This window comes from Rhizobium sp. ERR 942, from assembly GCF_007828395.1.
GTDB classification, from domain to species: domain Bacteria; phylum Pseudomonadota; class Alphaproteobacteria; order Rhizobiales; family Rhizobiaceae; genus Rhizobium; species Rhizobium dioscoreae.
The window spans coordinates 210,289-233,041 of sequence record NZ_VIUA01000004.1 but is presented as its reverse complement, the minus strand read 5'-3'; the positions used below and the strand labels follow the sequence as shown (position 1 = coordinate 233,041).

Below are 22,753 nucleotides of genomic sequence, written 5' to 3'. Positions count from 1 at the left end.
TATCGCGGCCCCATCACGACGCGTCGAGAGCGTCATCCTTCGGCATATCCCGATCAATCCAACCTTACGGTTGCCCGACCGCTTGTCAGATCCTGAATATTGTCAACGACCCGTTCGACCATCGAGGCGGCTATGGTCACGCGGAGCACGGCTCCGGATTCGGTGAAGCGTTCCTCCACAAGCCGCACGCCTGCCTCCGTCAAAAGTTTCGCTTTCACCAGAGCGAGATGTGAAAACTGCACATCGATCGTTGCCGCGACGGTTGGGAGTATTTCTCTCTTCTCCGCGCCTTGCAGACATAGCGCGGCGGTGCCGCCATAAGCGCGGATCAGCCCGCCAGCACCCAAAAGAGTGCCGCCGAACCAGCGTGTCACGACGACGACCACCATATCCAATTCGAAGCCGTCGATGGCCTGGAGGATCGGCTTGCCGGCGGTTCCGCCCGGTTCGCCATCATCGCTGAAGCGATAGGTTTGTCCGATACGCCAGGCCCAGCAATTGTGATTGGCATCCGTGACCGAGTGCTGTGCGACAAACGCCTTTGCTGCCTCGCTATCGGCAATCGGACCGGCCGTCGCAACGAACCGGCTTCGCTTGATTTCCTGATTGGCGGTGGCGATCGAAACAAGCTCAAACATACGGCCTCTTAGCCAATTTCGTGCACTCTGCGAAGAGGCAGTTGCCGCTGTTCCGAGAGACATGAGGTGGCGTGGGACAAAATGAATTGGATGAGGATCGCCGCGAGAGTTTCCCAGGCCTTCAATGGCGTAGCCGAAACTCGTTGAGCGTGGTCAAGGCGGGAAAGCTCTGCCTCATGGGCATGAGGCAGAGCAGAGAGCCTTATCGGCGCCTCGTGCGAAACTTTGTTGGGGGCGCAAGTATCGCACGCACATAGCTTACAACGGGTAGCTGAAACGTAGCTGAGGCCCCAGAGGCAGATGAATTCAGGTCTGTCCAGCCCCAAACAAGAATTCACTTTGAAATCAAATAGATAGAGCGGATGCGCCCAAAAGTCATCCACACTTTTTGGCATTTTGCTTTAGCTGTTAGTCTTATGCACCCACAGCCGGCGAGGTGGTGATCGACGTCACGGCGGCGACGTCGATTCCTCGGCCGTGAGCGGCACGATGTAACTTCGCGACTATTTTGCCGCGGCCCTCGACGTGCCGGCCTGCAGGTCCGCCTCGTCGGCAACGATGGAGGCGGCCTCGTTCTGCAGTATATCCTTTGCGTTCTTGCGGGCCTTTTCGATGGCGATATCGGCGCTCAGGCTGCGCTCGTTGGCCTGCAGGCCATCATCCTCGCCGGTATCGATGCCGTCATTGGACTGTCCGCGTGCCTTGATGCGGTTTGCCTGAGCGGTCAGCTCGTTGCGGCGTTCGGCTTCGTTGAGAGAGATGACCTTCTTGTCGCGCTGCTCCTTCAGCGTGGTGACGTCTTCCACGAAGCGCTGGTATTCCGGATCATCCTTCACGCGCGCGTCATGGCGACTTTGCAGCTGCGGCAGCAGCGCCTGGATGTCACCCCAGGGCTTGTAATTCGCCGGCTTTACCTGTGTCCAAGGCAGCGCGTTGTCGTAGCTGGATTCGCCGAAGGTCTTGAGGTCGGCAAGTCCCGGCAGGCTGATATCCGGCGTCACACCACGCAACTGCGTCGTACCGCCGTTGACGCGGAAGAATTGAGCGACCGTCAGTTTCAGCTCGCCGAATTTCGGTTTCTGATTGTGGGCCACCTGATCGAGATTGACCACGGTTTGCACCGTGCCCTTGCCGAAGCTCGGTTCGCCGATGATCACGCCGCGACCGTAATCCTGGATCGCGGCCGCGAAAATCTCGGAGGCCGATGCCGAGCCTCGATTGATCAGCACGCCGACCGGGCCGGTCCAGGCCGGAGTGGCAAGATCATCGCTCTCGACCTCCACCTCGCCGCCTGCATCGCGCTGCTGGACGACCGGACCCTTGCCGACGAACAGGCCTGTCAGGTCGATCGCTTCGGCCAGCGAGCCGCCGCCATTGTTGCGCAGGTCGATCAGGACGCCGTCGACCTTTTCCTGCTTCAACTCGCCGAGAAGCTTGGCGACGTCGCGGCTGGCGCTGCGGTAGTCCTTATCGCCCTTGCGCCGGGCTTCGAAATCCTCATAGAAAGCCGGCAGAGTGATCACGCCGATCCTGCGCGTCGTATTACCATCCTTTACCGACAGGATCGTCTGCTTGGCAGCCTGCTTATCGAGGCTGATCTTGTCACGGACGAGACTGATGACGTGATGCTTGCCATCTGGCCCGGCATCGGCGGGCAAAATATCAAGGCGCACGACTGACCCCTTGGCGCCGCGTATCATCTGCACGATTTCATCGAGTCGCGTGCCGACGACTTCCTTTATAGGGCCGTTTTCGCCTTGACCGACACCGATGATGCGATCGCCGACCGCGAGCTTGCCGGAGAGTTGCGCCGGGCCGCCTGCGACCAGTTCGCGGATCGTGGTGTAATCATCCCTTTCCTGCAGCACCGCGCCGATACCGACCAGAGAGAGCTTCATGGAAATATCGAACTCGGCCGAGGCGGTCGCGCCGAAATAGTCGGTATGCGGGTCGACCGACGTCGTATAGGCGTCCATGAATGTCTGAAAGACATCGTCGCTCTTGTATCTATAGGCGCGCTCGAGGGAGTTTTCGTAGCGCTTGTCGAGCGTATCGCGAATGGCGGCATCATCCTTGCCGGCAAGCTTGAGGCGCAGCCAGTCGTTCTTGACGCGTTTGCGCCAGAGATCGTTGCTTTCCGCCTCGGTTTGTGGCCAAGGCTCCTTGTCGCGCAGGAGCGCGTAGTCTTCCTTGGTGGTAAAGTCCAGCTTCTGGTTGAGCAGGCTGCGCGCATAGGTCATGCGGTCGACGACGCGCTGCTCGTACACATTGAAAATGGAAAACGGGATATTCAAGTCTTCCTGATTGATGGCGTCATCGATCTTGGTGCTGCCCGCCATGAACTTGTCGATATCGCTCTGCAGGAAGATGACACGGTCCGGATCAAGGGACTTGATGAAGCGATTCATGATCCTGGCGGAGAGGACGTCGTCCAGCGGGACCGGCTTATAGTGGAAGCGCTGCAGAAATTGCGCCGTCAAATGCGCGGCCTGCGCCTGCTGCGGCAGTGGTGTCAAAACTGGCGGTGAACCGGCTTCCAGAGCATATGCCGATGAGGCAAATGCCAGGAACAGGCAGAGGAAACCATATTTCGTACGCATCAAGTCTTGGCCCGATTCTCAATCGTTAAATGTTCAATCTATAATCTAGGTGGAACAATTATGGTTTTTTGGCAACCAGACAGATGCTTTCCTTCGAGAAAGATTCTCGAAACATTTGCGTGAAGCGAGTGTGACTGTCGTCGGCAGATCGACAAAAGCGAAGCCAGGGGCGCCGAAGTCAACCTTCAAATGTCAGAGGCGCCACGCGAGCCGTTCGGTGGCGCCGCCGTAGGCCCGGCGGAATCATCGTCGGATCAGCCCATTGATGATCGACACCCCATCCGATCGCGCGATTGGGGCTTGCCGGCCATGCGGCCTGGAATGACCGCTCGAATACAGCTGCAATAAAATAGAAGAAGACCTGGAGGGAAACCAGGTCTTCTTCCGTCTCTGATCGGAGGTCTAGTTCAGATCAGATTAGAACGTACGCTCGAAGCGGAGAATGCCAGCCCACTGGTCCTGATTGATGGAGTCCCAGTTGGTGTAGGTGACTTCCGGCTCGATGAGCAGGTTCTTAACAGGCTTCCACTTGACGTTCGTCGTTGCCGAGAAGGTCTTGTTGTCGGTGTAGGCGAGCTGCAGGTTCCACTTCAGCTTTTCGTTGACCGGAACGCCAACGCCACCCCAAACAGCCCAGTCGCCCCAGCTCTGGCCGATCGAATCGCCAGGCGCATACTTGTTCAACTTGTCGCCGTCAGTGTTCCAGGCGCCCATCAAGAAGGCCGAGAATACGCCGAAGTCAGCGTCTACGCGAGCCTTGATGGCGCCTTCTTCGACGATGGAGTCGTAACCACCAACGAGCTTGAAGCTCCATGCGCCGGCCTTGTAGCCAGCACCGGCGACCACGTCCGGAGCGTAATGGTTGTGGCTGTCTTCGCCGTTTGCACCCGTGGCACCCGGGCCTGAGTTGCTGTCTTCGAGCGAGATCACAGCCGTGAAGCCGTTGCCGGCGTCGTAGTTGTAGGTGATCTGGTTCAGTTCGTACGGGCCGTCGGCGATCACGTCGTCGTTGATGACGTCGCCGGCATAACCGGTGAAGACGTTGAACTGCGAGTCTTCCTTACCAACGGTGAAGCCACCGAGGCTGATGCTGGCGTGTAGCAGGTTGGTAGCCGTAGCGCCGCCGTCGTTCCAGTCCCAACGCAGCTCGGTGTTGGTTTTCAGCGGGCCGTATTCGGTGTCGGTTGCCGTCTGCAGTTGCAGCTCGGCACGAGTGTGCCAGAGAGTGCCAAAGTGAGTGTCTGGGTTGTAGGCGTCGTACCACTTGCCTTCGGTACGAACCTTACCGCCGATCTTGAGGCAGGTTTCGGTGCCCGGGATGAAGAAGTAACCTGCGCCGTATGCGTCGCAAATGCGGACGTATTCCAGCGGCTCCGGCTCGGCTGCGACGATCGCGTCAGCCGCGTGAGCACCGGATACTGCTGCCAGGGCAGCAGCGGAGCCGAGAAGAAGGCTCTTGATATTCATTTTTTCTCCAATCGATTTGCCGGATCGGAACGCAGCCGGACGTCTTCCGCCACGTTCATCAATTCGGTGTTCCCTCTTACCGAAAGCCCGAAAGACTTTCGTGCTGGCACGTTAGCGGGGCTTTTGATGCATCGGAATAGAATAATTCGGAGCCGTGAAGTAATTATCGTCATAAATTCGTCAAAGATGCAAAAATACACCATAAAATCACGCGATCTTAGTATGTATATGAAGTATATTAGAAATCTATACGTAGTAAACGTACCAAATGTATGTTATTAATCGAGAATATCGCAAAATAATAAGTAAACAATACAAACTATACAGTAAACACCGTGGAGGGCATGTAGCGCGAATCCTGACTCAATCTTACTCAAGTCAGTTAGATGAATTGCGGAGGGATCGGAGGTCGTGGTTTACGACCTGCCAATCTACGGGTGGAGAGGGGAAGTGCTGCTCGGCAGCGCGCCTTGAGCCGAACTTAGCGCAGGCCACTCGCGGACTCGGGCAATGCTTCAATAGCAGGTGTCCCCCGGCCAAATGGCTGGATTACGAGACCGGCGCAATTGTGGGGCCGCCGGTCCACGGGGTTTGGTAGGCGGGCTCAGCCGTGCGGAATGATTCGCAGCCGCCGAAGCAGGTCCCTCTGTGTTCTAATGGGCTTCCGCGGGGACCAATGGAACTTCCGCGCCATTGGCGTCGTAAAGCTTGCCGTTTAGGAAATAATCGCCGTCATGCAGGCCGGCAATGTCCTGATAGCGGATCAGGCGTTCCGTGCCCGCGACGAAGACCGATTGCTGATCCGAGTTTCCGGTCGTCAGGTGATTGAACAGGAGGTTCAGCGCGATCGCCATCAATGCCGCCGAGCTGATGCCGGAGTGGAAGATGGTGATGACCCATGCGGGAAAGTGTTCGTAGAAGCCCGGTGAGGCGATCGGGATCATGCCGAAGCCGATCGAGGTCGCCACGATGATGAGGTTCATGTTGTTCTCATAGTCCACCTTGGCGAGCGTGCGGATACCGCTTGCCGCGACCGTCCCGAACAGGACGAGGCCTGCTCCTCCGAGGACGGAACTCGGAACGGCGGCGACGATGCGGCCGACGATCGGCAGCAAGCCGAGAGCGACGAGAAAGAGGCCGCCGGTCGCCACGACAAATCGGCTCTTGATGCCGGTCACGGCCACGAGGCCGACATTCTGGGCAAAGGCGCTCTGGGTGAAGGAGCCGACAACCGGGGCGAGGATGCTGGAAAGCATGTCGGCACGCAGGCCGTTGCCGAGCCGGCGCGCATCGACCTTGGTGCCGACGATCTCGCCGACGGCGAGGATATCCGCCGAGGTTTCGACCAGCGTCACCATGATGACGATGCACATCGAGATGATCGCCGCGGTATCGATCACGGGATAGCCGAAATGGAAGATCTGCGGCAGCGCGACGAAGGGACCGCTCGTCACCCGCGAGAAGTCCGCTATGCCGGCCGCATAGGCGATCCCCGTCCCGATCATGATGGCGAGCAGGATCGATAGTCTTGATATGGCGGCACTACCCAATTTGCTGAGCAGCAGCACGATCACGAGCGTTACCGCCGCAAGCAGGATATTGGCCTGGCTGCCGAAATCCGGCGCGCTCCGGTTGCCGCCCATCGCCCAGCCCGCCGCGACCGGCATCAGCGTCAACCCGATGGTGGTGATGACGATGCCGGTGACGATCGGCGGAAAGAAGCGGGTGATGCGTGAAAAGACGGGCGTGATGAGGAGCCCGATGAAGGACGCCGCAATGACCGCGCCGAGAACGGCCTGGATGCCCCCATGTCCGGTAATGGCAATCATCGTCGCGACGCCGGAAAAGGATACGCCCTGCACCAGGGGGAGACGACTGCCGAAGAACGGTATCCCGATCGTCTGCAGGATGGTCGCGAGACCGCCGGCAAACAGCGATGCGGTCACGAGCAGGCCGACGTCGGGAGGTGTCAGGCCCGATGCCTGGCCGATGATCAACGGAACGGCAACGATGCCACCATACATGGTCAGGACATGTTGAAGGCCATAGGCCAGATTGGCGCCAAGGCTGAGCTTTTCATCTTCGGGGGCCGGGCGTGCGGTATTTTCCTCTGCTGCTATTGCCAAGGTAATCTCCTCCATACCTTTGCGTTTCTCGTTTCCTCCAAACGAGCGTTGCACGTTACGGTGTGCGCCGTCTCATGACTTTATAGAAAAATGCGAAACACCTTACCAGAAGGCCATGCCCGCGCTGGTCTGGTTGGCGGACCGCGATCTTTCGCTGGTGGAATTGGGAGGGGGGAACGCTCCATGCAGCCGACACGGAGCAGCGACTTTATATCCCCTCGCGTCGACACAAGTGACGATGCGGCCATTGAGGCCGGTTCAGTCTCGCGAAAGAATACATGGGCAGAAACATATAGTCCATTTTCGGGCTCGAGTATCATTCAGAAGATTTGGGTGGGGTATAATGAGCGAGTATCAAAACAAGGCGGTCAGGTTGTTGGCTTCGAGCGTCGGCCACGAGTCCCTGCTGGATTTGAACGATCGCCGGGATGCGTTTTTATATCGAGCTCTGGAGCTCTATTTCGCTGCCGGCGGCGCCTTGGATGCAATCCAGCCGATTATCGAGAAAGTCTATTCGCAGAACAAGCCACGCGTGGATATAGCTGTTGGCGATGTGCTTTATAAATTGGCCGGCGTCGGTCATGCAGCCGATATCGATATCATACAGGCAGGTTATAATAAGCTTGATGACACCAAGCAGAAACTTGCGGGCGAGAACCTCCATCTTTCCCGATAGGAGAGTTGGGACAAAATCATTTGGTCCCCTTGATACCTCGCGCCCTGGAACCGCCTCTATCTTCCGGGGGGATGGCGGATTTTGATGGCGCGATATACCCTGGACGAGTTCGTGCACGTATCGTGCATTCCTTTCCGATTTGTGAAATTACCTTGCGCAAAGATAGGGTTTCTATCTGAAACTTGCGCGCCTTTTGTACGCCCTTGCTGATATTCTGAGCATCAGTGATTTGAGGCGCTGCGGAAGGGAAAATACTCAAGATGGCCGAGAATGCGATCTATGTGTACCAGTCGATTGCTCGTGCGGTTTGCGATCACGATGCGGGCACGATGTTCGGCCTCATGGGCGATGCCAACCTCTTCATGATCGACCACTATGTACGCGGATGCGGCGGCCGCTTCGTGCCGGCGGCCCATGAGGGAAGCTCGGTCCTTATGGCGCTCGCCTATGCCCATGTCTCCGGAAAGGTCGGTGTGGCCAGCGTGACTCACGGTCCGGCTTTGACCAATTGCGTCACCGCTCTCACCGAAGGTGCCCGCGGTTCCATCCCCATGGTGCTCCTGGCGGGCGACACGCCGGTCGTCAACCCGCACCATCTGCAGAGTATAGATCAGCGCGAGGTGGTCAAGGCCACCGGCGCCGGCTTTGAGCAGATGCGCTCGCCAGAAACGGCAACGTGGGACGTTGCCCGCGCTTTCTATCGTGCGAGAGTCGAGCGGCGCCCGATCGTCTTGAACATGCCGGCCGATTTCATGTGGTGCGAGCAGGCCCACATGCGGGCCGTGTTCGAAGTCTTCGATGCCCCCGGATATGTGCCTGAAGGAGATGGATTGGACAGGGCCATTGGCATAATTGCCTCTGCAAAGCGTCCGCTCATCCTCGCGGGCGGCGGGGCTTGCGCTGCGCGCGATCAGCTTATCCGCCTGGCGGACCGGCTGGAGGCTCCGCTTGCGACGACCTTGAAAGCAAAGGGGCTCTTCGGTGGCCATCCCTATAATATGGACATTTTCGGCACGCTCAGCACCCCTGCCGCCTATGACCTGATCGCCAGGACGGATTGCCTGATCTGCTTCGGAGCGGGATTGCATGATTTCACCACTGACAGGGGCAAGCTCCTGAAGGGTAAGCGCGTCGTCCAGATTGACATGGATGCGCGCGCGATCGGCAAGAACATTCATCCGGATGCGGCCTTGGTGGCCGATTCAGGCCTGACGGCAGACAATTTCGTCCATTGGCTGGATGCGGCTGAAATTCCGCCGAGCGGCTTCACGCAAGAACTGGATGTTCCATCGCTGACCACCCATCCACGCGATCAGCGCGGCAAGACGAGCGCGGGATATGTGAACTACATCTGGGCGCTCGAAGAGCTGGAAAAGGCCCTGCCGAAGAACCGAGTGCTTGTGACCGACGGCGGGCGTTTCATGACCGAGGTCTGGTGCCGGATTTCCGTCAGTGACCCGCGGAGTTTTGTCGTGACGGCAAATTTCGGCTCGATCGGCCTGGGATTGCAGGAAGCGATTGGCGCAAGCGTCGCCGCGCCGGATCGCCCGGTGGTGCTTTTCACCGGCGATGGCGGTTTCATGATGAGCGGCGTCAACGAGTTCAATACCGCCGTGCGCCTCGGGCAGGACCTGATCGTCATCGTCTGCAATGATTCCGCCTATGGGGCCGAACATATCCAATTTCGTGATCGCAGCATGGATCCGGGGCTAACCCAGTTCAACTGGCCTTCCTTTGCCGAGGTCGCGACTGCGCTCGGCGGACACGGGGTTGCGGTCAGCTCGGCTCATGAGCTTGAAGGGGCTCTGGACGCCATCAGGAATCGTAGCCGCCCGGTGCTGATCGAGCTGCGCCTCGATCCCAACGATGTGCCACGGATGCGCATCTGACGATCTTTTTCGCTGTCGCGAAAGGCAAATCACCTTCTAGGGGCAAGGTGGGGATATCAACTGATAATTTGGTGTGGGCTGCCGTCTCCGCCGGATCGTTGCGATGCGGTGTCGATGACTGTAAAGCAGAAGAGGTTGTGCTGGGGCTTGGCGTGGAATATCGCCGCAGAAACACGATAATTGCGATGCGCCGATGTATTTGGGTTCTGATCCATGAATGAAAAGAAAGATATTGCCGGGCTCTGCAAGGAGAAGGGGCTGCGCTTGACGGCTCCGAGGCAGGCAATAGCCAAGGTTCTGTCGGAGGCGTCGGATCATCCGGACGCGCTGGAAATTCATCGCCGCGTCACGGCGATCGATCCCGGCATCGCGATCGCCACCGTTTACCGGACGCTGAGCATCCTTGAGGAAAACGGCATTCTCGAGCGTCATTCCTTCGGAAACGGTCCGGCGCGTTTCGAAAGTGCAGATCAGGAGCATCACGACCATCTGATCAATATGGAGACCGGCACGATCACCGAATTCCGGTCCGATGAAATCGAGCGCCTTCAGGAAGAAATTGCGCGCAAGCATGGTTTCGAGATCGTCGGGCACAAGCTCGAGATCTATGTCAGACCCTTGAAAAGAGCGCGCGGCCGCAAGAACATCGGGTAATCCGGCGGCGATGGGCCGTTCGCGAAAATGAGCTTTGCCCGCTTAATATCTCCTGGCGTCGGCTGCTATTCGTGGATCTGCGCTCCCGGCTTGGTGATGAATTCAACGGTCGCGTCATCACTTGCAACGTTCCTTACCATGTCGGCGATGATCGTGAAGGCCGTAATCACTTTGAATTTTCTTCAGCAATGCTTGGGACCGCAGCCAGGGCGGCGGCAAATGCGCCCGCCATTTCCGCCAGGACAGACCATTCCACGCTGTCGAGCATACTACCTCCAGATTGATATTGAGACCTAATTACATCTAGCAGGCGGTCCCGTTCTTTTTGCAATTGATACTGATTTGCAAAAATGGTTGACGCTCGCTCGATTTCCCATATCTTGCAATTAAGAATGATTTGCAATTACAAAATCTATGCCGACTCCCCAAGGCTGGAGAAATGCGATGACTGAAATAGTGAGGCAACCGACATTGTCGGAACGGACGGATGAGCAGATCCGAGAGGTGCTGGCTGGACGGCGGCGAGGTGTCCGCGCGATGCTGCTCTTTGCCGGCCCCGCCATGATCGCCTCCATCGCCTACATGGATCCCGGCAACTTCGCGACGAATATCCAGGCAGGCTCCAGCTATGGTTATTCACTGCTATGGGTGGTGCTGATGGCGAATCTGATCGCCATGCTGTTCCAGGCGCTGTCGGCCAAGCTCGGCATCGTCACCGGCCGCAATCTCGCCGAGATATGTCACGATCGGTTTTCGACGCCGGTTCGCATCGCGATGTGGATTGTCAGCGAGGTTGCCGCCATGGCGACCGATCTTGCCGAGTTCCTCGGGGGCGCCATCGGGCTGTCGCTGCTCTTCCAGATGCCGCTTTTGGCCGGGATGGCGGTGACCGCCATCGTCACCTATGGCGTCCTGTTGTTCGAGGGCCGCGGCTTCCGGCCGATGGAACTCATCATCGGCGCGTTGGTGGCCGTCATCGGCCTTTGCTACGTCATCGAAATGTTCATCGCGCCGGTGGCCTGGGGGCAGGTCGGCTTGGGGCTCGTGACGCCATCCATGCCTGACACGACTGCGTTGACCATCTCTGTCGGCATTATCGGCGCAACGGTCATGCCGCATGCCGTCTATCTGCATTCCGGCCTCACACAGCATCGTGCGCCGGCCCGCAATGATTTCGAGCGGCGCAAGCTGGTTCGTTTTTCGAATTGGGAGTGCATCATCGCACTGGCGGTGGCCGGTGCCGTCAATATCGCCATGGTGGTCATGGCGTCGGCCGCCTTCCATGCCGGCCATCCCGAGGTCGCCGAGATCGAGACAGCCTATCACATGCTGACGCCGCTTCTGGGTGGCGCGGCGGCCGCCGTCTTCCTTGTGTCCCTGATGGCCTCGGGCATTTCGTCGTCGGCTGTGGGCACCATGGCTGGTCAGATGATCATGCAGGGCTTCGTCGGCTTCCATATTCCGATCTGGGTGAGGCGTCTGGTGACGATGCTGCCGGCCTTCGCGGTCGTTCTCTTCGGCGTCAATACGACCGATGCCTTGCTCTATAGCCAGGTTGTCTTGTCCTTCGCGCTGCCGGTTCCGATGATCGCGCTCGTCATGTTCACGCGTAATCGCGCCATCATGGGGGATTTCGCAAACGGCCGGATGACCGATATCGCCGCCATCGTCGGAACGATCGTGATCCTGTGCCTGAACGTGATCCTGCTTCTGCAGACTTTCGGCATTCCGATCCCTGGGCTCGGCTGAGACCGCCGCGCCTGGTCCCCAGAGAAAGCCGGTCCGAAAAATATCGCGCGGTCGGAGGGAAGGGTGGCAGGCCGATGGTTGGCTGTTCGGCGCCTGCTTTTGATTTGCCGCAATCGCGTATTCTTCTGCGAGGCGGTAGATGTCTTCAATACAGTCGATTTTGTTGGGGAGTTCGGTGGAGTTGGTGGGGATTTCGAGGCTGGTCTGTCATCAATGAGATATAGGGTTTCGATGAAGTCGAACGATGCGATGCTGAATTCTTCCTGGCCCCATTCCGGCGTCAATTCAGCGGGGAGGACTTCATGGCGGGCTTGATCCGCGTCTATCGCTATCTGCTTGCCCTGCTCGCTTTATCGGGTATCGCGGTCTCATATATCGCCATCACACCGGGCGTGCATGTTTCACGGCTGACGATGACGGTGAACTTCTTCAGCTATTTCACCATGCAATCCAATCTTTTGCTCGCTGTGACACTACTTTGCGCGCAAACTGCGCCGCTCTCATCGATCGGCAAATGGGCGAACAAGCCGTCGGTACGAAGCGCCCTTCTTCTTTACGTGGGGATCGCCGGCATCGTTTACGCTTTGATGCTAAGGGACGTTTGGCACCCTCGCGGGTGGCAATTGCTCGGAGACCAGATACTCCATTATTGCGTTCCGCTGCTGTACGCCGCGGATTGGATTTTTCTGAGTGAGCGCGGCAGGCTTTCCTGGCGCGATGTGCTCTGGTGGTTGGCTTTTCCCGCGGCATACTCCGCTTATACGCTTGCGCATGGATATGTCTCCCACTTCTATCCATACCCGTTCCTGGATGTCCGCGATATCGGCCTTGAAGCGGTCCTTCTGAACATGGGGTTCCTGGCATCGGCCCTGCTGGTTTTGGGGGGAGTGCTGACTTTTCTCGACTGGGTCAGTGCCAGGCAACGGACCTTTCGGCGCGCATAGGAAATGTTGTCACGAAGGCAAATTCGTCACTGACCAATATGCCCCCGCGCGGCTCTGGTTGGAACTTGGCGGCCCGCTCATTCCGCCAGTTGCGTGACGGCGGCTGAGCCGGACGCACGCGTGCCGGAAAGGCTTGCTTGTCCGAGCGCTACCACCGCGACGGTTGTGATGCTCGCCGCGACCGAAACCCAGAAGCCGTTTGCGGGCCCGAAGCTGTCCACCACCCAGCCGGAGACGAAGGCACCGAGTGCCATGCCGATACCGATGCCGGTCATCACCCAGGTCACGCCTTCGGTCAGCATGGCTTCGGGCACGCGTCGTTCGATCAATCCGAAGGCGGTGATGAAGGTGGGGGAAATGGCAACGCCGCTGAGGAAGACGGCAAAGGCAAGCAGAGCGACCGAGGTGCTGGCAGCCAGAAGCGGCAGGGAGGTAAGGGCGAGAACGCTGACGGCCACCAGCAACTGGCGCTGCAATGGCATCTTGAGGTTCAGCGCTCCGATGATGAGACCGACGATGAAGGAGCCGAGCGCATAGACGCCGATGACGATGCTGGCGGCACCCGGCTCTCCCAGTTGCTTGGTGATGGCAACGGCACTCACTTCCGCCGTGGCGAAGGTGGCGCCGACGAAGATCAGGGCGAGCGTGATGATCTGGACCGGCCGCAGCCGGATCGCCGAGCGTTGCGAGCCTGCGGAGCCAGCCGCGCGCACCTTCGGCTCCGTCGATCGCTGCGCCAGGAAGGCCGCCGATCCAAGCGCGAGGAAGATGGTGCTGACGACCATGCCGGCTTCCGGGAACAGCGAGACCGCTAGCCCGACGGAAAGAGATGCACCCATGATGTAGACGAGCTCGTCGGCGGCGGATTCGAAGGCGAAGGCTGTATTCAATTCGGGCCGGTCCCGGAAGATCTCCGTCCAGCGGGCGCGTACCATTGCCGGTATGCTCGGCATGATTGCCGCGAAGAAGGCCGAGGTAAACAGTGTCCAGGCCGGCCAGACCTGGTTTGCGGCGATAATGAGAATGATGAAGGCGATGACCGAGAGTATGGTGGCGGGCGTAACGACCGCACGCTGACCGAGCCGGTCGACGAGGCGCGATATCTGCGGCGAGACAAACGCATTGGTCAGGGCGAAGGTCGCCGAAACGGCGCCGGCCAGCCAATATTCACCGCGCGTCTGAGACAGCATGGCGACGATGCCGATGGGAGCCATGGCAAGCGGAAGACGGGCAAAGAAGGCCGCGGCCGAAAAGCTCCTGGCGCCTGGTGCGCGGAAAATCGCTCTGTACGGATTGGACATCGGAACATTCCCTGTATTGAACGAAATGGCCGCAAACATACGCGGCGTATGTGAATGAAGTAATTGCATACGCGGCGTATGTCAACTAATATACGTGGCGTATGCAAATTAATGTGCGTGATCGACGGAGACGCAATGCGCAAACCTCGCAGTGAAATGATCGCGGAGACGCGAGCCAAGCTGTTGGCTGCCGGCCGTAAGGCATTCGGTAGCGTCGGCTATGCCGATGCATCGATGGACGACTTTACAGCGGACGCCGGACTGACGCGGGGCGCACTTTATCATCATTTCGGCGACAAGAAGGGGCTTCTGCAGGCCGTCGTCAGCGAGATCGATGCGGAAATGACCACAAGGCTCTGTCAGATCGCGTCGAAAGCGCCGTCGCGCTGGCAGGCATTCGTCGACGAGAATGTCGGTTATGTCGAGATGGCGCTGGAGCCGGAAATCCAGCGCATCATGTTTCGTGACGGGCCTGCCGTGCTCGGCGAGCCCTCCGGATGGCCGAGCGCCAACGGTTGTATCGCCACGATCAGGGAAAGCCTTCGTTGCCTTCGCGAGGAGGGCATCATCGTTGATATCGACGTGGAAGCCGGTGCTCGCCTCATCAATGCTGCAAGCAGCTGTGCCGCGCAGTGGATCGCCAATTCGGACGATCCCGAGACGACCTCGAAACGGGCGGTGGGCGCATTCCGGACTTTCCTTGAGGGCTTGCGGGTCGACAACGGTTGATCGGTCTTAGTTCGCTTAGTCGGCCGATGCGGCGGTGAAGACCGCCAGTTGAGCCTCGAAGGCCCGCTTGTATGCCGGCCGGGCCTCGCCGCAGGCGACATAGGCGGAGAGGTTCGGATATTCCTGCAACAGCCCCGAGTCCTTCAGCCTGAGCAGGACCGATATCATCAGAAGATCGCCGGCACTGAATGCATCCTCGAGCCAGTCGGCGCTGCCGAGGCGATCGGAAAGTTCGTTCAGCCGCTGGTGGATGCGCTCATCGATCATGGACAGGCGCTGCTGGTACCAAATCTGATCGCGCTCCTGGATTCTTGCGATTGCGCGATCGATGATCGGCGGCTCCACCGTGGAGAGCGCAGCAAACATCCATGTGATCGCCCGTGCCCGCGCCTTGGCGTCGTCCGGCAGCAGCCCGGCATGACGCTCCGCGATATGGAACACGATCGACCCCGATTCGAACAAGACAAGGCCGTCCTCTTCATAGGTCGGGATCTGCCCGAAGGGATGAAGGGCGAGATGCGCAGGCTCCTTCATCGCCTTGAAGGAGAGGAGGCGCACCTCATAAGGCTGGCCGACTTCTTCGAGCGCCCAGCGAACGCGCATGTCGCGCGCCAGGCCTCTGCCGCGATCCGGCGATTTTTCAAAGGCGGTGATCGTTATCGTCATTGCTGCTCTCCGTGGCTTTGTCTGCCTTAAAGACGATCGGCTGAGCGAGAATCCGACACTCCATTCTCGAGATGGTTTTCAGAGCCGGGAACGATGCGTGCCAGTGCATCTCATTTCGCAGTTCGACTGCCTGCTGATCAGTTCATGGGTAAGCCGCGCGGCAGACGCGCGTGATGAGATTGCGCAGCCATTTATGAGCGGGGTCGGCGTCGACGCGCGGATGCCATATCGCGGCTACGAGTATTTCCGGCGTTTCAAACGGCAATTCAAAGCTTCGAATACCAAACTCGCCCACCGGCTCGTTCAGCTTGCTCTTGCCGAGGCAGGAGAGGGGGACAGCCGCGATGAAATCCGTCGAAGCTGCAATTCTCATCGCATCCGGAAAACCAGGCACCACGACGCGGATTTCCCGTTTCAGACCTTTCCTTTCCAAGGCCTCATCGACCGTTTCGGCAAATTCTCCCTTTCTGGACGTGGCGAGGTGACGGCAGGCCGCATAGCGCTTTGCCGTTACCGGCCCGCCCGTCAGCAGAGGATGACCTTCCCGCGCCACTCCAACCAGCCGATCGCGAAGCAGAAGCCGCGTGCGCAGCTCGGGCGCAGGCACGCCTAAGACGCCGATTTCCAGATCGATCAATCCTTCCCGCAACATGTGTGGCTCCTTGTCGCGCTTGAGCACGAAGCGGATGCGAACGCGGGGTGCGGCCTCCGTGATGGCCGCGACAAGGGGCGCAGACAAAAGCTCAAGAAAGGCTTCGCTCACGCGGATCGAAAATGTGGTCTCCAATGTGGTAACGTCGAGTTCGCCGGCCGCAGGCCGAAGAATGGCGCGCGCATCCAGTGTGACGGCATGAACGCGATCCCGAAGGGTCTCGGCAAAGCGTGTCGGCACGAGGGATCTGCCTGCCCTGACAAGCAACGGATCCCCCGTCACGGCACGCAGCCGCGACAGCGTGCGGCTCATGGCGGAAGGGCTCAAGCCAAGACGCTTTGCCGCTTCCGTCACACTCCCCTCGGCAAGCAGGACGTCAAGGGCGATGAGAAGATTGAGATCTATGTCTTCCATGGCATTTGGGTAGACCAGATCGATCGCCATGCCTAGCGTCCGACGCAGCTATTCTTTGCATCCTGTGCGTCTGGAGAAATCCGGATCGGGCTTTCATATTGGGCTCACAGCAAACAAAGGAGGCGTGCCCATGCCGTCATCATCATTGTCCACCGGCAGCATCCTGATCATCGGTGCATCACGCGGTCTCGGCCATGCCATGGCCGAAGAATTCTTCAAGAAGGGCTGGTCCGTCGTCGGCACGGTGCGGGCATCGACGGCGAAGACGAAACTGCACGATCTGGCGGACCGTTCCGATGGCCGCGTCACCATCGAAACGCTCGACATCAACGAGCCGGAACAGCTCGCCTCGTTGCGCGCGCGCCTCGACGGCCGCGTCTTCGACATGCTGTTCGTCAATGCGGGAACGACGAATGTCCCGACCGAGACGATAGCGGAGGTGACGACGGAGGAGTTCGTGCGCGTCATGGTGACGAATGCGCTAAGCCCGATGCGGAGCGTGGAAGGATTGCAGGACCTCGTTTCGCCGACGGGGCTGATCGGCGTCATGTCCTCGGGCCAGGGGAGCGTCAGCAACAATACCACGGGCATGCGGGAGGTCTATCGCGGCAGCAAGGCGGCCTTGAACACGTTGATGCGCAGCTATGCCGCCCGGCACGCGGATGACGCGCGTGCATTGGTGCTCATGGCTCCCGGGTGGGTCAAGACCGATCTGGGCGGTCCCGACGGGCGGCTGACGATCGAGGAAAGCATTCCGAACCTGGTGAATGTACTTCTCGGCCAGCAAGGGAAGCGAGGCCTTGAATATCTGGATTATCTCGGCCGAACGGTTCCCTGGTGATCCGTCGTCAACGTAGCACATCAGCCTTGAGGTACCGCTGGATTGGAGCCGGCGCCCGGGATTGGGCTGACGATTGTTCGGCGGATCGCCGAATACATCACGGAAATGAATCGAAGCTGGCCGACCGATTCAAAACACTCGTTGGACCGCAGCCGCGCGATCGACGATTCTTCCGGCATGCTTACTCAGCCCTATCATCTCTATATCGAGCGCACCAATGCCGCGAAGAACATGGCACGCTACTATGTGCTGGAGATATCGACGACCCTGTTCGGCGATACGTGTCTTACGCGACGATGGGGCCGCATAGGCTTCAGCGGACAGACGATGGCGCATCATTTCGAGGATGAAAGGGATGCCGTCAGACTGTTCCTCGCACTGACGCGGCAGAAACGGGCAAAGGGCTACCGCCCATGCCCCGTGCGAAGCAGGGCGCTCACATGATTTCCATGGCGCCCGAGTGCACTACCCGAGATCTCGGGTAGTGACGTGTCCATAATGATTAGAGCGGTCTGACGTTTTCCGCCTTCGACTTGCCCGTCTTCCGGTCCTGACCCAGATCGTAAGAGACGGATTGCCCCTCCCTGAGCACATTGCCGTATTGCAGGGCGGAGACGTGAACGAAAACGTCAGGTCCCCCGCTTTCCGGCGTAATGAAGCCAAAGCCCTTGTCGGTGTTGAAAAACTTAACCGTGCCAGTTGGCATGAAATCCCCATGTCTTTGCAGTTGATCGCGGCGGCAACCTAGCGGGCAACTGCTGTCAGATCAAGCACATCTGCTAATGGCGCCCGTCAGGTCCTGTGATCAAACGTGTTTTTTCGCACCAGATCGTCTTTGAAGTCTTGTATCAGCGATAGCCATTCCTTCCGTGACTCGGCTTTGCCTGCTTTCGTCGAGCATTCGCGCAGCTCCGGTCATCCGCGGTAACTGGAATCTGATAGAACTCTGATGGACTAGCCAGCAAAAGGATCTATTCTTGCTGTCCGTCTTCCAGTTTGGGAAGCATCAATCAATCGATCTGCCAACAAGCACGAGCTCCATCCATGACCAAAGGCTCCGATCTCCTGGTGGCCGCACTCGAAAACGAGGGTGTCGACCGTATCTTCGGTATTCCAGGCGAAGAAAATCTCGATGTTGTCGAGTCGATCCGCAAATCGTCCATTCAGCTGGTGCTGACCCGGCATGAGCAGGCCGCCGCGTTCATGGCCGCGACCTATGGTCGCCTGACCGGCAAGCCGGGCGTCTGCCTGACGACGCTGGGGCCAGGCGCCTTGAACCTTTCGACGGGCGCGGCATACGCGTTGCTCGGCGCCATGCCAATGGTGATGATCACCGGCCAGAAAGGGATACTTTCGTCCCGGCAGGCCCGGTTCCAGGTGGTAGACGTGGTGGCGTCGATGAAGCCGCTCACCAAGCTTGCCCGGCAGATCGTTTCGCCGCAGATGATCCCGACGATGGTCAGGGAGGCATTCCGGATCGCACAGGAGGAGCGGCCGGGACCGGTCCATCTCGAGCTTCCGGAGGACATCGCCGCCGAGGAATGCGCGCCGGTCGCTCTCGTCGCTCCGCATCAACTGGAGCTGCCGATCGCAAGCGACGCGGCCCTCGATCGCGCGGCCACCCTCATCACCGCGGCAAAACGCCCGCTGCTCATGCTCGGGGCGGCCGCTTCGCGTCCCCGGTCGACCTCTGATATCGCGCAGTTCGTCATCCGCACCGGCATCCCGTTCTTCACGACCCAGATGGGCAAGGGAACGGTCCCGGGCGGAACCGAGCTCTACATGGGCACGGCCGCACTGTCGGAGCGGGACTATGTCCACGAGGCGATCGAGCAGGCCGATCTCATTATCACCATCGGCCATGACACGATCGAGAAGCCGCCCTTCATCATGGGCAAGGGTGGTCCGAATGTCGTCCATGTCGGATATCAGCCGGCGACCGTCGAGCAGGTCTACTTTCCTCAGTCGGAGGTCATCGGCGACATTGGCCCATCGTTGAAGGCGCTGGCGGATCGCCTTGAGGGTAAACTGCCGAACGCACAGGCCCTTCTTCATCTTAGGGAACGGATCCTCGAGCGTATCGCGGATCGGGCGATGGAAGATCGGTTCACGCCGCAGCGGCTGGTCCATGACATCCGGGACGTCATGCCGCATGACGGCATCCTCGCGCTCGACAACGGCATGTACAAGATCTGGTTCGCCCGGAACTACCGGACGCGCATGGCGAACACGCTGCTGCTCGACAACGCCCTTGCGACAATGGGTGCCGGGCTCCCTTCGGCCATGGTCGCCTCGATGCTCTATCCCGAGCGGCGTGTCATGGCAGTCTGCGGGGATGGCGGCTTCATGATGAACTCGCAGGAGATTGAGACGGCCGTCCGGCTGAAACTGAACCTTGTCATCCTCGTCATCGAGGATGACGCCTATGGCATGATCCGCTGGAAGCAGGCGGTGGACGAATTTCCAGACTTCGGAATGACGTTCGGCAACCCGGATTTCGTTAGATATGCGCAATCTTATGGCGCCAAGGGAACGAGGGTCGACGACATCAGCCAGTTCAAGCAGGCGCTTGAAGATGCTTTTTCCGGCGGTGGTGTTCATCTCGTCAACGTCCCGGTCGATTATTCGGAAAACGAACGTGTGCTGGTGAAGGAATTGCGCGAACGGCTTCCCGCCATTCTGGAGGATCAAGATGACGCCTAAGCTGAAGGTCTATCAGGCATTCGATCGCGCGCTCATTGCCGAAATACCGGCCGATGATGCCGCTGTTCTCGAGCATAAGCTCGATGTCGCCGCGAAAGCCTATGCCGATCGTAGCGCCTGGTTGCCCACGCATCGCAGGATGGCTATCCTCAAAAGGGTGTCCGAGCTTCTCTCGGAGAACCGTGAACGCTTCGCCATCATGATCGCCCGCGAAGGTGGCAAGCCGCTGACGGATGCGATCGTCGAGGTCACCCGTGGGATCGATGGTCTCCTCAACGCGGCGGACGAGCTGCGCAATTTTGGCGGCAAGGAAATCCCGATGGGCCTGACTGCTGCCAGCACCAACCGATGGGCTTTCACCACCAAGGAGCCGATCGGCGTCGTGGCGGCGATATCGGCGTTCAACCACCCCCTCAATCTCATCATCCACCAGATTGCGCCGGCTGTGGGCGTTGGCTGCCCCGTCATCGTCAAGCCGGCGGCAACCACACCGATTTCCTGCACCGAGATCGTCAAGCTGTTCTGGGAGGCGGGACTGGACGAGCGCTGGTGCCAGACCTTCATCACCGAGGACAATGCGCTTGCCGAGAGCCTTGCTGTGGATCAGCGCGTCGCCTTCCTGAGCTTCATCGGTTCGGCGAAGGTCGGCTGGTATTTGAAAAGCAAGCTGCCGCCAGGCACGAGATGTGCGCTGGAACATGGTGGAGCAGCCCCCGTCATCGTCGATCGCAGCGCCAGCATCGACGCGATCGTCGGGACGATCGTCAAAGGCGGATACTATCACGCGGGGCAGGTCTGCGTGTCGGTGCAGCGCCTCTTCGTGCACGATGATATCCTAGCCAACTTCACCGACGCCCTTGCCGCCAAGGTCGCAAGCCTGCGTGTCGGCGATCCCACGTTGAAGGAGACGGAGGTCGGGCCGCTGATCCTGCCGCGCGAGACGGAACGTGTCGCAAGTTGGATCAAGGAAGCGACCGATGCGGGAGCAAGGCAATTCGGGGGAGGGCGGCTGTCCGAGACGACGCTTCTGCCCTCCATCCTGCTCGATCCACCGGCGGACGCCAAGGTGTCGCGGCTCGAGGTGTTCGGACCGCTGACCTGTGTCTATGGCTATAGCGACATCGACGAGGCGATCCGTACAGCCAACTCGCTGCCCTACGCATTCCAGGCGAGCGTCTTTTCCACCGATATAGCCGTCGCGCTCAAGGCGGCAAGGCATCTCGACGCATCCGCGGTGCTCGTCAACGACCACACGGCGTTTCGAACCGACTGGATGCCTTTTGCCGGGCGCAGGCAGTCGGGATATGGTGTCGGGGGTATTCCCTGGACGATGGAGGAGATGGCCGACGACAAGATGGTGGTGTTCAACGGCGTCAGCTAGGTGAGCCTCGGCAAGCCTGATCCTCGGACCTCCCCCCTCACGCGATCTTTGCGGCCGGACAATTATTTCAGTCGGAAACGGAATTCGCCTGCCTTCAGCGTTGTCATTGAAGCCCTGCGACAATCCTAAAGGCAGAATCTCTCATATCCGACCCGATATCATCTGCGTGATGAGGGTGATGCGGTGAGACCGAAAAGCGGGTCTTATTCTGCCGTGGCGCTCGAGTTCCGCCAATCCGTGGAGCGCCGCCCAGAAAGTCTCGGTAGCGGTATCCCCATCCTTGAAGAATGGCGTGATCACGGTCGCCATGGCTCCAAAACCCTCACGGAGCTGTGCTGGCGTGTCGGATTTGGCGAAGCGGAGACCGGTCGGAAGGATAAACATCGCCTCGTACATTGCAGGCCGGGCGAAGGCGAAATCGAGATAGGCGGTCGCGACACTTTCCACCAATTCTCCGGGCGTGGACGATGACCGGATCGCGGCACGCAGTATTGCCGCCAACTCACTAAAGCCCTCAAGCGCGACCGCGCCGACGATTTCGTCGCGATTTTGGAAATGCGAATAGAGAACGGGCTGGCTGTATTCTATCTCGTCGGCAAGACGCCGGATCGTGACCGAAGCCCAGCCGTCGCGTTCCGCGATCGTCCTTGCGGCAGCAACGATCCTGCGGCGTCGTTCGTCCTTTTCCCGGATCTTGCGTTCGCTGATGCCCACGTTGGCTCCTGTCCTTATTCGCGCGATTTCTCTGCCAATAAAGATATCAAAGAGAATGTTGGTTGACAAACTAGCAGCGCTAGAATATGTGATGGCGCTATAAAAGTTTTCGCCGGTACGGATCGGCAGAGAAGAGAATATCGATGAATCTTCCAGTTCAAATTTTCACAGGCGCAACCGTGCTCGATACCGTTCTGGTCTGGCTCTCCGCAGGGGCGTTTCTCACTGGCGCCATCGTCAACATGAGTGGCCACCAAAAAATCCGCGCGGGCTTTGTACAGCTCGGATTTCCATTCTGGTGGTGCTGGGTTACGGCCGCGCTTGAGCTCTTGACGGCGGTGTTGTTGGTAACAGCCGGTATCCGATACATCGGAGTGGCATTGGGCGCTTGCATCATGCTCGCTGCAATTGCGGCCATTGTCCGCATCCGGAACTATAGAGAACTCCCACCGCCTGTGGTGTTCCTGTTGTTGCTGGTACTGGCCGGCGTCAGCGGTCATGTTTGAGCATCTCGCAGCAGATGAGTTCATCATGCCGAGAACCTCCGCGTAGCTGGCTGGATAAAACCATCTGTCGCCAGACGCTGGACGTCACCCGAACTCCCGCCAT

The 22,753-nt window shown here is 59.1% G+C and carries 21 protein-coding genes and 1 pseudogene; 11 read left to right on the top strand and 11 right to left on the bottom strand.

Annotation, left to right across the window (positions count from 1 at the left end; all coding sequences use genetic code 11):
* Positions 1-53: 53 nt before the first annotated feature.
* The 4 genes from FBZ97_RS18010 to FBZ97_RS17995 all read right to left on the bottom strand — a co-directional run bounded on the left by FBZ97_RS18010 (position 54) and on the right by FBZ97_RS17995 (position 6,831).
* Positions 54-638: a YigZ family protein gene (locus FBZ97_RS18010; RefSeq protein WP_145321397.1), complete on the bottom strand. Its 585-nt coding sequence runs from the start codon at positions 636-638 to the stop codon at positions 54-56.
* A gap of 503 nt (positions 639-1,141) precedes the next feature.
* Positions 1,142-3,238 (bottom strand): carboxy terminal-processing peptidase, encoded by a 2,097-nt coding sequence (locus tag FBZ97_RS18005; protein WP_145321400.1) that lies wholly within the window; start codon positions 3,236-3,238, stop codon positions 1,142-1,144.
* A gap of 417 nt (positions 3,239-3,655) precedes the next feature.
* Positions 3,656-4,705, bottom strand: coding sequence for a porin (locus FBZ97_RS18000; protein WP_113331171.1), 1,050 nt, complete (start codon positions 4,703-4,705; stop codon positions 3,656-3,658).
* A 653-nt stretch (positions 4,706-5,358) separates the two neighbouring features.
* Positions 5,359-6,831 (bottom strand): nucleobase:cation symporter-2 family protein, encoded by a 1,473-nt coding sequence (locus FBZ97_RS17995; RefSeq protein WP_145321402.1) that lies wholly within the window; start codon positions 6,829-6,831, stop codon positions 5,359-5,361.
* A gap of 343 nt (positions 6,832-7,174) precedes the next feature.
* Here FBZ97_RS17995 and FBZ97_RS17990 point away from each other — a divergent pair, with 343 nt between their 5' ends.
* From FBZ97_RS17990 to FBZ97_RS17980, 3 genes are all read left to right on the top strand, one after another.
* Positions 7,175-7,507, top strand: a complete 333-nt coding sequence (locus FBZ97_RS17990; protein WP_229002209.1) for a hypothetical protein — start codon at positions 7,175-7,177, stop codon at positions 7,505-7,507.
* 260 nt (positions 7,508-7,767) lie between these two features.
* Complete coding sequence (locus FBZ97_RS17985) at positions 7,768-9,396, top strand: thiamine pyrophosphate-binding protein (RefSeq protein ID WP_113353288.1); 1,629 nt, start codon at positions 7,768-7,770, stop codon at positions 9,394-9,396.
* 213 nt (positions 9,397-9,609) lie between these two features.
* Positions 9,610-10,050, top strand: coding sequence for a Fur family transcriptional regulator (locus tag FBZ97_RS17980; RefSeq protein WP_145321404.1), 441 nt, complete (start codon positions 9,610-9,612; stop codon positions 10,048-10,050).
* Between the two features lie 68 nt (positions 10,051-10,118).
* Here FBZ97_RS17980 and FBZ97_RS17975 read toward each other — a convergent pair.
* A pseudogene (locus FBZ97_RS17975) lies at positions 10,119-10,229 on the bottom strand (metal ABC transporter substrate-binding protein); the annotation flags it as partial.
* Positions 10,217-10,453 (bottom strand): hypothetical protein, encoded by a 237-nt coding sequence (locus FBZ97_RS17970; protein ID WP_145321408.1) that lies wholly within the window; start codon positions 10,451-10,453, stop codon positions 10,217-10,219. The gene FBZ97_RS17970 and the pseudogene FBZ97_RS17975, both read right to left, overlap by 13 nt.
* 41 nt (positions 10,454-10,494) lie before the next feature.
* Between FBZ97_RS17970 and FBZ97_RS17965 the strand changes: the two genes are divergently transcribed.
* Both FBZ97_RS17965 and FBZ97_RS17955 read left to right on the top strand, forming a co-directional pair.
* Complete coding sequence (locus FBZ97_RS17965; protein ID WP_145321410.1) at positions 10,495-11,799, top strand: Nramp family divalent metal transporter; 1,305 nt, start codon at positions 10,495-10,497, stop codon at positions 11,797-11,799.
* Between the two features lie 302 nt (positions 11,800-12,101).
* Complete coding sequence (locus FBZ97_RS17955) at positions 12,102-12,743, top strand: Pr6Pr family membrane protein (RefSeq protein ID WP_246661793.1); 642 nt, start codon at positions 12,102-12,104, stop codon at positions 12,741-12,743.
* A gap of 77 nt (positions 12,744-12,820) precedes the next feature.
* Here the strand turns inward: FBZ97_RS17955 and FBZ97_RS17950 are convergent, their stop codons facing one another.
* The gene (locus FBZ97_RS17950; protein ID WP_113388754.1) at positions 12,821-14,044 is read right to left on the bottom strand and encodes an MFS transporter; all 1,224 of its coding nucleotides are present in this window, start codon (positions 14,042-14,044) and stop codon (positions 12,821-12,823) included.
* Positions 14,045-14,179: 135 nt separating this feature from the next.
* Between FBZ97_RS17950 and FBZ97_RS17945 the strand changes: the two genes are divergently transcribed.
* Entirely contained in the window at positions 14,180-14,773 is a 594-nt protein-coding gene (locus FBZ97_RS17945) for a TetR/AcrR family transcriptional regulator (RefSeq protein ID WP_162748838.1), read from the top strand.
* A 15-nt stretch (positions 14,774-14,788) separates the two neighbouring features.
* Here FBZ97_RS17945 and FBZ97_RS17940 read toward each other — a convergent pair whose 3' ends face one another.
* Both FBZ97_RS17940 and FBZ97_RS17935 read right to left on the bottom strand, forming a co-directional pair.
* Positions 14,789-15,439, bottom strand: coding sequence for a glutathione S-transferase family protein (locus tag FBZ97_RS17940; RefSeq protein ID WP_113353285.1), 651 nt, complete (start codon positions 15,437-15,439; stop codon positions 14,789-14,791).
* Between the two features lie 142 nt (positions 15,440-15,581).
* Positions 15,582-16,505, bottom strand: a complete 924-nt coding sequence (locus tag FBZ97_RS17935) for a LysR family transcriptional regulator (protein WP_113353568.1) — start codon at positions 16,503-16,505, stop codon at positions 15,582-15,584.
* Between the two features lie 130 nt (positions 16,506-16,635).
* On the opposite strand from FBZ97_RS17935, the gene FBZ97_RS17930 reads away from it, so the two are divergent.
* Together FBZ97_RS17930 and FBZ97_RS17925 are read left to right on the top strand one after the other, a co-directional pair.
* Positions 16,636-17,346 carry an SDR family NAD(P)-dependent oxidoreductase gene (locus FBZ97_RS17930; protein ID WP_113353284.1) on the top strand — a complete coding sequence of 237 codons (711 nt, stop codon included), beginning with the start codon at positions 16,636-16,638 and terminating at the stop codon, positions 17,344-17,346.
* A 177-nt stretch (positions 17,347-17,523) separates the two neighbouring features.
* On the top strand, positions 17,524-17,790 hold the full coding sequence (locus FBZ97_RS17925; RefSeq protein ID WP_113353567.1) for a WGR domain-containing protein: 267 nt from the start codon (positions 17,524-17,526) through the stop codon (positions 17,788-17,790).
* A gap of 58 nt (positions 17,791-17,848) precedes the next feature.
* On the opposite strand, the gene FBZ97_RS17920 is transcribed toward FBZ97_RS17925, so the two are convergent.
* Complete coding sequence (locus FBZ97_RS17920; protein ID WP_047631453.1) at positions 17,849-18,052, bottom strand: cold-shock protein; 204 nt, start codon at positions 18,050-18,052, stop codon at positions 17,849-17,851.
* Between the two features lie 338 nt (positions 18,053-18,390).
* Here FBZ97_RS17920 and FBZ97_RS17915 point away from each other — a divergent pair, with 338 nt between their 5' ends.
* Positions 18,391-20,049 carry an acetolactate synthase large subunit gene (locus tag FBZ97_RS17915; RefSeq protein WP_145321412.1) on the top strand — a complete coding sequence of 553 codons (1,659 nt, stop codon included), beginning with the start codon at positions 18,391-18,393 and terminating at the stop codon, positions 20,047-20,049.
* Entirely contained in the window at positions 20,039-21,430 is a 1,392-nt protein-coding gene (locus FBZ97_RS17910; protein ID WP_145321414.1) for an aldehyde dehydrogenase family protein, read from the top strand. Before FBZ97_RS17915 ends, FBZ97_RS17910 begins: the two co-directional genes overlap by 11 nt.
* Positions 21,431-21,571: 141 nt before the next feature.
* Here FBZ97_RS17910 and FBZ97_RS17905 read toward each other — a convergent pair whose 3' ends face one another.
* Complete coding sequence (locus FBZ97_RS17905) at positions 21,572-22,144, bottom strand: TetR/AcrR family transcriptional regulator (RefSeq protein WP_145321416.1); 573 nt, start codon at positions 22,142-22,144, stop codon at positions 21,572-21,574.
* 143 nt (positions 22,145-22,287) lie between these two features.
* Between FBZ97_RS17905 and FBZ97_RS17900 the strand changes: the two genes are divergently transcribed.
* A complete protein-coding gene (locus FBZ97_RS17900; protein WP_113353281.1) occupies positions 22,288-22,650 on the top strand; it encodes a DoxX family protein in 363 nt (120 codons plus the stop codon).
* Positions 22,651-22,753 lie beyond the last annotated feature (103 nt).

What these genes read in the sequence shown, in the direction of transcription:
- FBZ97_RS18010 (WP_145321397.1), bottom strand. Translation starts at nt 638, where the DNA reads ATGTTTGAGCTTGTTTCGATCGCCACCGCCAATCAGGAAATCAAGCGA.
- FBZ97_RS18005 (WP_145321400.1), bottom strand. Translation starts at nt 3,238, where the DNA reads ATGCGTACGAAATATGGTTTCCTCTGCCTGTTCCTGGCATTTGCCTCA.
- FBZ97_RS18000 (WP_113331171.1), bottom strand. Translation starts at nt 4,705, where the DNA reads ATGAATATCAAGAGCCTTCTTCTCGGCTCCGCTGCTGCCCTGGCAGCA.
- FBZ97_RS17990 (WP_229002209.1), top strand. Translation starts at nt 7,175, where the DNA reads ATGAGCGAGTATCAAAACAAGGCGGTCAGGTTGTTGGCTTCGAGCGTC.
- FBZ97_RS17985 (WP_113353288.1), top strand. Translation starts at nt 7,768, where the DNA reads ATGGCCGAGAATGCGATCTATGTGTACCAGTCGATTGCTCGTGCGGTT.
- FBZ97_RS17980 (WP_145321404.1), top strand. Translation starts at nt 9,610, where the DNA reads ATGAATGAAAAGAAAGATATTGCCGGGCTCTGCAAGGAGAAGGGGCTG.
- FBZ97_RS17965 (WP_145321410.1), top strand. Translation starts at nt 10,495, where the DNA reads ATGACTGAAATAGTGAGGCAACCGACATTGTCGGAACGGACGGATGAG.
- FBZ97_RS17955 (WP_246661793.1), top strand. Translation starts at nt 12,102, where the DNA reads ATGGCGGGCTTGATCCGCGTCTATCGCTATCTGCTTGCCCTGCTCGCT.
- FBZ97_RS17950 (WP_113388754.1), bottom strand. Translation starts at nt 14,044, where the DNA reads ATGTCCAATCCGTACAGAGCGATTTTCCGCGCACCAGGCGCCAGGAGC.
- FBZ97_RS17945 (WP_162748838.1), top strand. Translation starts at nt 14,180, where the DNA reads ATGCGCAAACCTCGCAGTGAAATGATCGCGGAGACGCGAGCCAAGCTG.
- FBZ97_RS17940 (WP_113353285.1), bottom strand. Translation starts at nt 15,439, where the DNA reads ATGACGATAACGATCACCGCCTTTGAAAAATCGCCGGATCGCGGCAGA.
- FBZ97_RS17935 (WP_113353568.1), bottom strand. Translation starts at nt 16,505, where the DNA reads ATGGAAGACATAGATCTCAATCTTCTCATCGCCCTTGACGTCCTGCTT.
- FBZ97_RS17930 (WP_113353284.1), top strand. Translation starts at nt 16,636, where the DNA reads ATGCCGTCATCATCATTGTCCACCGGCAGCATCCTGATCATCGGTGCA.
- FBZ97_RS17925 (WP_113353567.1), top strand. Translation starts at nt 17,524, where the DNA reads ATGCTTACTCAGCCCTATCATCTCTATATCGAGCGCACCAATGCCGCG.
- FBZ97_RS17920 (WP_047631453.1), bottom strand. Translation starts at nt 18,052, where the DNA reads ATGCCAACTGGCACGGTTAAGTTTTTCAACACCGACAAGGGCTTTGGC.
- FBZ97_RS17915 (WP_145321412.1), top strand. Translation starts at nt 18,391, where the DNA reads ATGACCAAAGGCTCCGATCTCCTGGTGGCCGCACTCGAAAACGAGGGT.
- FBZ97_RS17910 (WP_145321414.1), top strand. Translation starts at nt 20,039, where the DNA reads ATGACGCCTAAGCTGAAGGTCTATCAGGCATTCGATCGCGCGCTCATT.
- FBZ97_RS17900 (WP_113353281.1), top strand. Translation starts at nt 22,288, where the DNA reads ATGAATCTTCCAGTTCAAATTTTCACAGGCGCAACCGTGCTCGATACC.